This is a genomic window from Acidimicrobiales bacterium (assembly GCA_040219085.1).
Classification (GTDB): domain Bacteria; phylum Actinomycetota; class Acidimicrobiia; order Acidimicrobiales; family JAVJTC01; genus JAVJTC01.
Window position 1 is genome coordinate 69,188 of the sequence record JAVJTC010000008.1, and the last position, 6,331, is coordinate 75,518.

The 6,331-nt window shown below is 67.3% G+C and carries 10 protein-coding genes; 4 read left to right on the plus strand and 6 right to left on the minus strand.

Translation table 11 applies throughout. The features are described from left to right. Nucleotides 1-51: 51 nt before the first annotated feature. Nucleotides 52-546: a helix-turn-helix transcriptional regulator gene (locus tag RIE08_03670; protein ID MEQ8716684.1), complete on the plus strand. Its 495-nt coding sequence runs from the start codon at nt 52-54 to the stop codon at nt 544-546. After that, on the plus strand, nt 543-1,082 hold the full coding sequence (locus RIE08_03675; protein ID MEQ8716685.1) for a DUF6036 family nucleotidyltransferase: 540 nt from the start codon (nt 543-545) through the stop codon (nt 1,080-1,082). The genes RIE08_03670 and RIE08_03675 overlap by 4 nt, the downstream gene beginning before the upstream one ends. 111 nt (nt 1,083-1,193) lie before the next feature. Here RIE08_03675 and RIE08_03680 read toward each other — a convergent pair whose 3' ends face one another. From RIE08_03680 to RIE08_03690, 3 genes are read right to left on the minus strand one after another with little or no spacing between them, the layout of a single operon-like run. Beyond that, entirely contained in the window at nt 1,194-1,997 is an 804-nt protein-coding gene (locus RIE08_03680) for a GNAT family N-acetyltransferase (GenBank protein ID MEQ8716686.1), read from the minus strand. After that, nucleotides 1,994-2,590, minus strand: a complete 597-nt coding sequence (locus tag RIE08_03685; protein MEQ8716687.1) for a TetR-like C-terminal domain-containing protein — start codon at nt 2,588-2,590, stop codon at nt 1,994-1,996. Before RIE08_03685 ends, RIE08_03680 begins: the two co-directional genes overlap by 4 nt. 25 nt (nt 2,591-2,615) lie before the next feature. Beyond that, nucleotides 2,616-3,068, minus strand: coding sequence for an SRPBCC domain-containing protein (locus RIE08_03690; GenBank protein MEQ8716688.1), 453 nt, complete (start codon nt 3,066-3,068; stop codon nt 2,616-2,618). 350 nt (nt 3,069-3,418) lie between these two features. Between RIE08_03690 and RIE08_03695 the strand changes: the two genes are divergently transcribed. Then, nucleotides 3,419-3,607: a hypothetical protein gene (locus RIE08_03695; GenBank protein ID MEQ8716689.1), complete on the plus strand. Its 189-nt coding sequence runs from the start codon at nt 3,419-3,421 to the stop codon at nt 3,605-3,607. Between the two features lie 44 nt (nt 3,608-3,651). Here the strand turns inward: RIE08_03695 and RIE08_03700 are convergent, their stop codons facing one another. After that, entirely contained in the window at nt 3,652-3,855 is a 204-nt protein-coding gene (locus RIE08_03700; protein ID MEQ8716690.1) for a hypothetical protein, read from the minus strand. A gap of 60 nt (nt 3,856-3,915) precedes the next feature. Here RIE08_03700 and map point away from each other — a divergent pair, with 60 nt between their 5' ends. After that, a complete protein-coding gene (gene map, locus RIE08_03705) occupies nt 3,916-4,899 on the plus strand; it encodes a type I methionyl aminopeptidase (protein ID MEQ8716691.1) in 984 nt (327 codons plus the stop codon). Between the two features lie 28 nt (nt 4,900-4,927). Here the strand turns inward: map and RIE08_03710 are convergent, their stop codons facing one another. After that, nucleotides 4,928-5,311, minus strand: a complete 384-nt coding sequence (locus tag RIE08_03710; GenBank protein MEQ8716692.1) for a hypothetical protein — start codon at nt 5,309-5,311, stop codon at nt 4,928-4,930. A 53-nt stretch (nt 5,312-5,364) separates the two neighbouring features. After that, complete coding sequence (locus RIE08_03715) at nt 5,365-6,102, minus strand: class I SAM-dependent methyltransferase (GenBank protein MEQ8716693.1); 738 nt, start codon at nt 6,100-6,102, stop codon at nt 5,365-5,367. Nucleotides 6,103-6,331 lie beyond the last annotated feature (229 nt).

The window sequence follows — 6,331 nt, forward strand, 5'->3', positions numbered from 1 at the left end:
GCGTGCGGCCTCGCGTCTGGCCATACATATCCGAACAGATATAGTGACGATGTGAATCCGATTGTTGCCATCCGGTCCGTGTCGAGGTGGACCCAGGCGCGGCTTGCCGCTGCCGCCGGGACGTCGCAGCCGACGATCGCCGCCTACGAGGCCGGAACGAAGAGCCCGACATGGCGAACGGTCGAAGCGGTCGCCGAGGCGGCGGGACTGGCGTGCTACCCCGCGGTCGGAACGCCGATGACTCGCGAGGAGCTACAGAGCCACGCGCTGCACTTCGCTATCGCCGCGAAGCTGAGTGCCGACCCTGACGCGGTCATCAGGCGCTGCCGACGCAACATCGCCCGGATGCGTGACGTCAACCCGCATGCGGCACGCCTGCTCGACGAGTGGGATCGGATCCTCGACCGGCCCGTCCGTGAAATCGTGGCGAGAATGCTCGACCCGGGGGAACACGCACGGGAACTCCGCCACGTCAGCCCGTTCGCCGGACTGCTGAGTGCCCGAGAGCGGGCGGCGGTGCTGCGATCGGCCAGGGACGCAGCGTGAACCGCGACGCGTTCGACCACACGGTGAGGGCCGCCGCAGCCGTACTCGGCGACGAGGAGATCCTCGTGATCGGGAGTCAGGCACTCCATGCATCTGTGCCGCATCCACTGCCGCCGGAGGCGGAACGATCCGTCGAGGTCGACGTGGTCCCATTCCGGGACGCCGACCACACCAGGGCGGACCTGATCGACGGTTCGATCGGCGAGGCGTCGATGTTCCACGAGAGCTTCGGCTACTACGCACAGGGCGTCTCGGAGAGCACAGCCGTACTCCCGGTCGGCTGGCGCGACCGGCTGGTGCGCTACGAGTCCCCCGCGACGAACGGCGTCGTCGCATGGTGTCTCGAGGTGCACGACCTCTGGCTGTCGAAGGCGGCGGCGTTGCGCGAGAAGGACATCGACTTCTGCTCGGCGCTGCTCGACCGGACCCTGGTCAGGGTCGACACGCTCCTCGAACGACTCGAGGACATGGACCTCCCTCCCGAGCGCCGGGACCGGGTCCGCGCACTCGTCGACCGGAGCGCCGCCGGAGCGTGACGTCGCGTGTAGCGTCGGGTCGTGCCAAGTGGTCGACTGTCGACGCGACCGGACGAGCGGTGTCACCTGCTGCCGGAGCGAGGAGCAGGTGGTTGGGATCCACGGAGGTCGTCACTGGGCTGCGATCCGGAAGATCTGGTGGCGGTTGCGGAATCCGGCGCGTCGAATGACCGACTGGGCGGCGACGTTGGTGGGTTCGGTCGAACACCGTGGCGTCATGTCGTGGCCGGTGCAGATCTCGGCCAGTGAGTGCATGAGGCGACTGCCGATTCCTCGACCGCGGAGCTCGGAAGAGACGACGAGGCCGAGGTGGGCGTTACCGGGCGACCGGTGGTCGGCCCGGCACTCTCCCGTTGCGGTGATCCGACCGTCGGCTTCGACGAGGTGGAGTTCCTGCAGATCGATGCGTTCAGCCAGGAACGACGTCAGGAACGCCTCGGGCGATCCGGTCTCCGCCTGGTAGAAGTCGACCGCAGCGGCGTGGTCGGCGCTGGTCGCGAGGCGGACCGCGACGGTCTCGTCGCTTTCCGGATCTGTGGCGAGGTCGTACATCAACGCGACCGGGCGAGGAGCGCCACCTCGGGTGAGGCTGAGCGCAAGGAACCTCGGGTCGACCGTGGATGCCACCGCAGCCGTGATGTTCAGCTCGCTGACGATGCGGTCGAACACGTCGGCCGCGGCGTCTTCGAGATCGTCGCTGAGGTGAAAGCCGTGGAGTTGGGCGTCGTCGTCGACGGAGAACCGGCCGACGAGTTGCGTGCCGAGGGTCAGCGAGTAGGGCTCGGCCATGTCGGCGAACGTCGCCCACATGTCGTCCTCCGGTGCCACGAGCGTTCGCTGGCGATCCGGGGTGAGTCGTCGATAGGCATCGCCGGCTCCGGTGCCCACTTCGATGCGGGCTGAGTCGAGCTTCATTCCTGCGTCCTCGGTCTGGGGTTGGTCGAGTGGGTGGCGATTGCATCGATCACGAGGTCGATGGTCGTGGCGAACGAGTCGTCGATGTCGTCGGGGAGGCCGAAGCCTCCGCGAAGTTCGAGGTGGACGAAGCCGTGCACTGCGGCCCGCAGCGCCCGAATGAACGGGATCGCGCCAGCGGGGTCGACTCCCATCTCGGCGAGCACGGGTCCGACGATTCGGATCGGTTGGGCGAGGGCGGCTGCCACCTCGGGATCCTGTTCGGGGGTGGGTGCGGGCAGGAACGAGTCGTACAGGCCGGGGTGACGATGGGCGAACGATCTCAGCTGCTCGGCGATCGCCCTGAGTGCGTCGGTCGACTCGAGTCCATCCACGCTGTCGGCGAGTTCTGCGGAGAGCAGGTTGCTGGCATGGATGCTCAGTTGGCGACGGATCCCGGCGAGGCCGTCGACGTGGTTGTAGAGCGAAGGGGACCGGATCCCGAGCGTCGATGCGACCGATGCGAGGCTGAGCGCGTCGAGGCCGTCGCGATCAGCGATCTCGGCGGCAGCTTCGACGACCTGGTCCAGCGTCAGCCCGAGCTTGCGTCCCATCAGGCTGGAACCTCCGTCGGCGGCGTCACGACCGAGATCCGACGATCGTCTCGACGCGAGCCTTCAGCGCTGCGTTCATGGCTTCGAACCCGGCGACCGTCTGGGTGTCGAGCGAGGTGCGCATGAGGCGGACCAGGATCCCGTCGAACTGCTCGCTCTGGGTCACCAGGGTGCCGCCCTTCCGGGTCGGGGCGAGGTCGAAGCGGTGCCGACCATCGAAGATCCCGGGCGGTCCCAGTCGTCCGAGCCATTCGAACGCCACGGGGGCCTCGACCACTGTGACCACCGGTTTGAACGTCATGCCCCTGCCGCCCGGAGGCCGCATCCTGTTCGTGAGCTTCTCGCCCACCTCGGCCCGGCCCTCGGCCGAGACGATGAACGGGTTCCAGTCCGGGTAGCTGGCCAGATCGGTCAGCGTCTCCCAGACGACCTCGATGGGCGCCGCGATCTCGATTTCGGTGCGTAGTTCGTGATGCACGGTGATTCCCCTGCAGTGACTAATGGTATTAGGATAGTAACTAATACCATTAGACATGTCAAGGTGGTGTGTTGACCTTCCAACGCGACCGCGACCGAGATCGCCGCCAGACAGCCCGCGAGTACGACTTCGACAGCAGTCGGCCACCGTGAGAATCCAGAACGCGCGACACCGGCCATGGGCTTCAATCGTAAGGAGGGACGCAGCGGGACGAATCATCACCGGGTCGCTGAAGGGTCATCCTGGTCATCGCAGGTCTGCCCGTCGCCGTCACGGACAAGCCCGATGCGGCTCGTCAGGCAACCGAGAACGAGATCGGCTTCTATGCCGAGATGCCGTCGTATCGGACGATGCTCGATCGCGAGGGTGTGCGGGGTGCGGGAGATCTCGCAATAGTGGGCAGTGAGTCCGAGGTGGGCGAGCAGTTGGCCGCATTGGCGGCGAGCGGTGTCACCGACCTCGCCGTCGTGGACATCGACCCTGGCGATACGGCTCAGCGTGCCCGGACCCACGAGTTCCTGTTGAGCTCGAAGTTCTGACCCTCTGAACCTGCGCGCCGGCGGCCGGATCGCCGCCCCGGGCCCTACCTGCGGCGGGTCTTGTGCCAGGCCTCGATGGCGGGGCGGAGCCACAGGCTGGGGCGCCCCCTGCCGAGGCTGACCACCGGGCGGGGCATGTCCGGGTACCGACGCTGGTACAGGCTGACGCTGTTCGAGTGCGAGAGCCCCAGGATCTCCGCGATCCCACGGGCATCGGTCAGATCCTCGGTGTTGACCATCGGAGCCATCTCTGCAGGCTACCTGTTGAAGGGCGTAGACATGTCTGTCTCAACCCGTAGACTCGGCCGATGGAACGGATCCGGTCGAACAGTCCGTGCTGGTGCGGCAGCGCCCTCAAGTTCAAGCGGTGCCATGGGAATCGACAACTGCTGCAGCGGGATCACGTCCAGATCGGCAGCGTGTCACTACCGCGCCCGGTGCCGCTCCGCATCGCCCGGCCCGAGTACGTGACGGCGACGACCGTGGACGGCCCGAGGACCTACCAGATGCACGACGACGAGTCCCTGGCTCGGCTCCGCACCGCCTGCCGGGTGGCAGCGGAGGTACTCGTCGTCGCCGGCGCAGCCGTCGCTCCCGGCGTCAGCACCGACGAGATCGACGCCCTCGCCCATGAGGCCTATCTCGAGCGGGGCGCCTATCCCAGCGACCTGCACTATCAGGGCTTCACGAAGTCGATCTGTACCTCGGTGAACGGCGTGATCTGTCATGGGATCCCCGACGACCGCCCACTTCAGGAGGGCGACATCGTCAACGTGGACGTCACGGCCTTCATCGATGGAATGCACGGCGACACGTCGGCCACCTTCACCGTCGGCACGATCGACGAGCCGACCCGGGCGCTCGTCGACGCAACACGCGAAGCGACCCTGCGGGGGATCGCCGTGGTTGCGCCCGGGGAACCGCTGCGCCGCATCGGCGAGGCGATCGAGCCTTTCGCCCGGTCCCGCGGCTTCGACGTGGTTCGGGAGTACGGCGGCCACGGCATCGGTCGGGTGTTCCACGCCGCACCCCACATCCACCACCACGTGGAGAACGGAGACGATGACTTGTTCCGGGTCGGCATGAGCTTCACCGTGGAACCCATGTTGTTGTCGGGTGGAAGAGCGTTCACCCAGGCCGCTGACGGATGGACCGAACACACCGACGACGCCATGCCGTCGGCCCAGTTCGAGCACACGGTCGTCGTGACGGAGACGGGCGCCGAGATCTTGACCGTGACGCTCGATGGCACCAGTGCGGCCGGGACACCGGTGGAGGCGGTGGCGTCCTAGGACCGAGCCGGCTGGGCACGGTCGGCGCCTAGCTCTCAGCGGTGAGCCGGGTCCCGAGCAGCCCGAATACGCGGTCGACATTCTTCTTGTTCTCGCCCCAGTCGATCAGCCCGAAAACGAGGCGACTCTCGACGTTCACCGAGGTACGCCCGTTCGAGCCCGCGCCGACCGACACGGCGAGCTTCTCGCCGAACGTCTTGCGGGCCGGGGCGGTTCTTCCGATACGACCGCCGGGCACTATGACGTTGCCGGTTGCGATATCGCCCTTGCGCTTGCGACCGTGCAGCGTCCGTGCGTCGTCGTCGCTGTCGGTCACCCGGAACCCCGCGGCGTCGACCACCGGCCCCAGCGCTTCCCAGACAGAGTCAGGTGAGGCGTCGAACTGCTGCGTGCTCTCGTACTTTCGGCCCACGAACTTCCCATCTGGTTGGTGGCTGGCGACAGTACCTGTTGGCGGGGTGGGGGTCAGCGGTGGGCGACGAAGAGGGTTCGTAGCGGACGATCCTCGTCGGTCTCCTCGACGAAGCTGGTCGGCGTGTAGCCGGCGTCGCTCAGGAGCCGGATCCACGTGGCTTCGGGGAACAGGCCGTGGCGGTGGGACTCGCTCGCGGTGGTGACGGCACCGTCGGCGTCGCGCAGCACGAACACGTACTCGGTCTGTGCCCACGTGTCGGCGGGGTCGGGGTCCCAGGTCCATTCGAACAGGCGGGCGCCGCGCCCGTCGGGACCGTCGGTCCCGCTCACGTCGGTGCCGGGTTCGAAGGTCTCGGCTGTGTGATCGGGGATCACCAGCAGCCGCCCGCCGGGGTGCAGATGGTCGTGGGCGGTGGCGAAGGCCGCGGCGAGGTCGGCTTCGGTGGTCATGTAGTCGATCGCGTCGTGAACGAGCACGGCATCGAAGCGCTCCGCGAGCCGGAGGGTCCGCATGTCGCCCCGGTGATGGACGCAGTCGGGGTTGAGGGCACGCGAGACGGCGAGCATGTCAGCTGACAGGTCGGTGAGCGTGAGTGCGAAGTCGCCGGTGAGGTGGTGGGCGAGGTGCCCGCCGCCGCTGCCCAGCTCGAGCACGGAGTGGGTCGGCTCGGGGCCGTCGTGCAGCAACTGGGCCAGGTAGGCGGCCTCGTCGGCGTAGTCCCCGACCGGAGAGATCAGCGGCCACCACGGGGCGAGTGAACCGTAGAAATCGTGCTCGATCGTCGACACCCGAGACAGCGTATGGCCGTGATCGATCTGTGTTCTGTTGCTCCACCGGTCGAAGCTGTTGGTTCGTGCCTATCGGCTGGAGCGCGGCGGGCTAGTGCCGTGTCAGGCAACGTTTGCGCGGTTGACGAGTTCTCGTAGTGCTCGGTCCTGAGCGTTGCGGTTCCGCCAGATGATGTAGCGGCGGATCATTGAGGCCTGCTCGCGGTGCGAGCCGTGGTCGGTGCCGTCG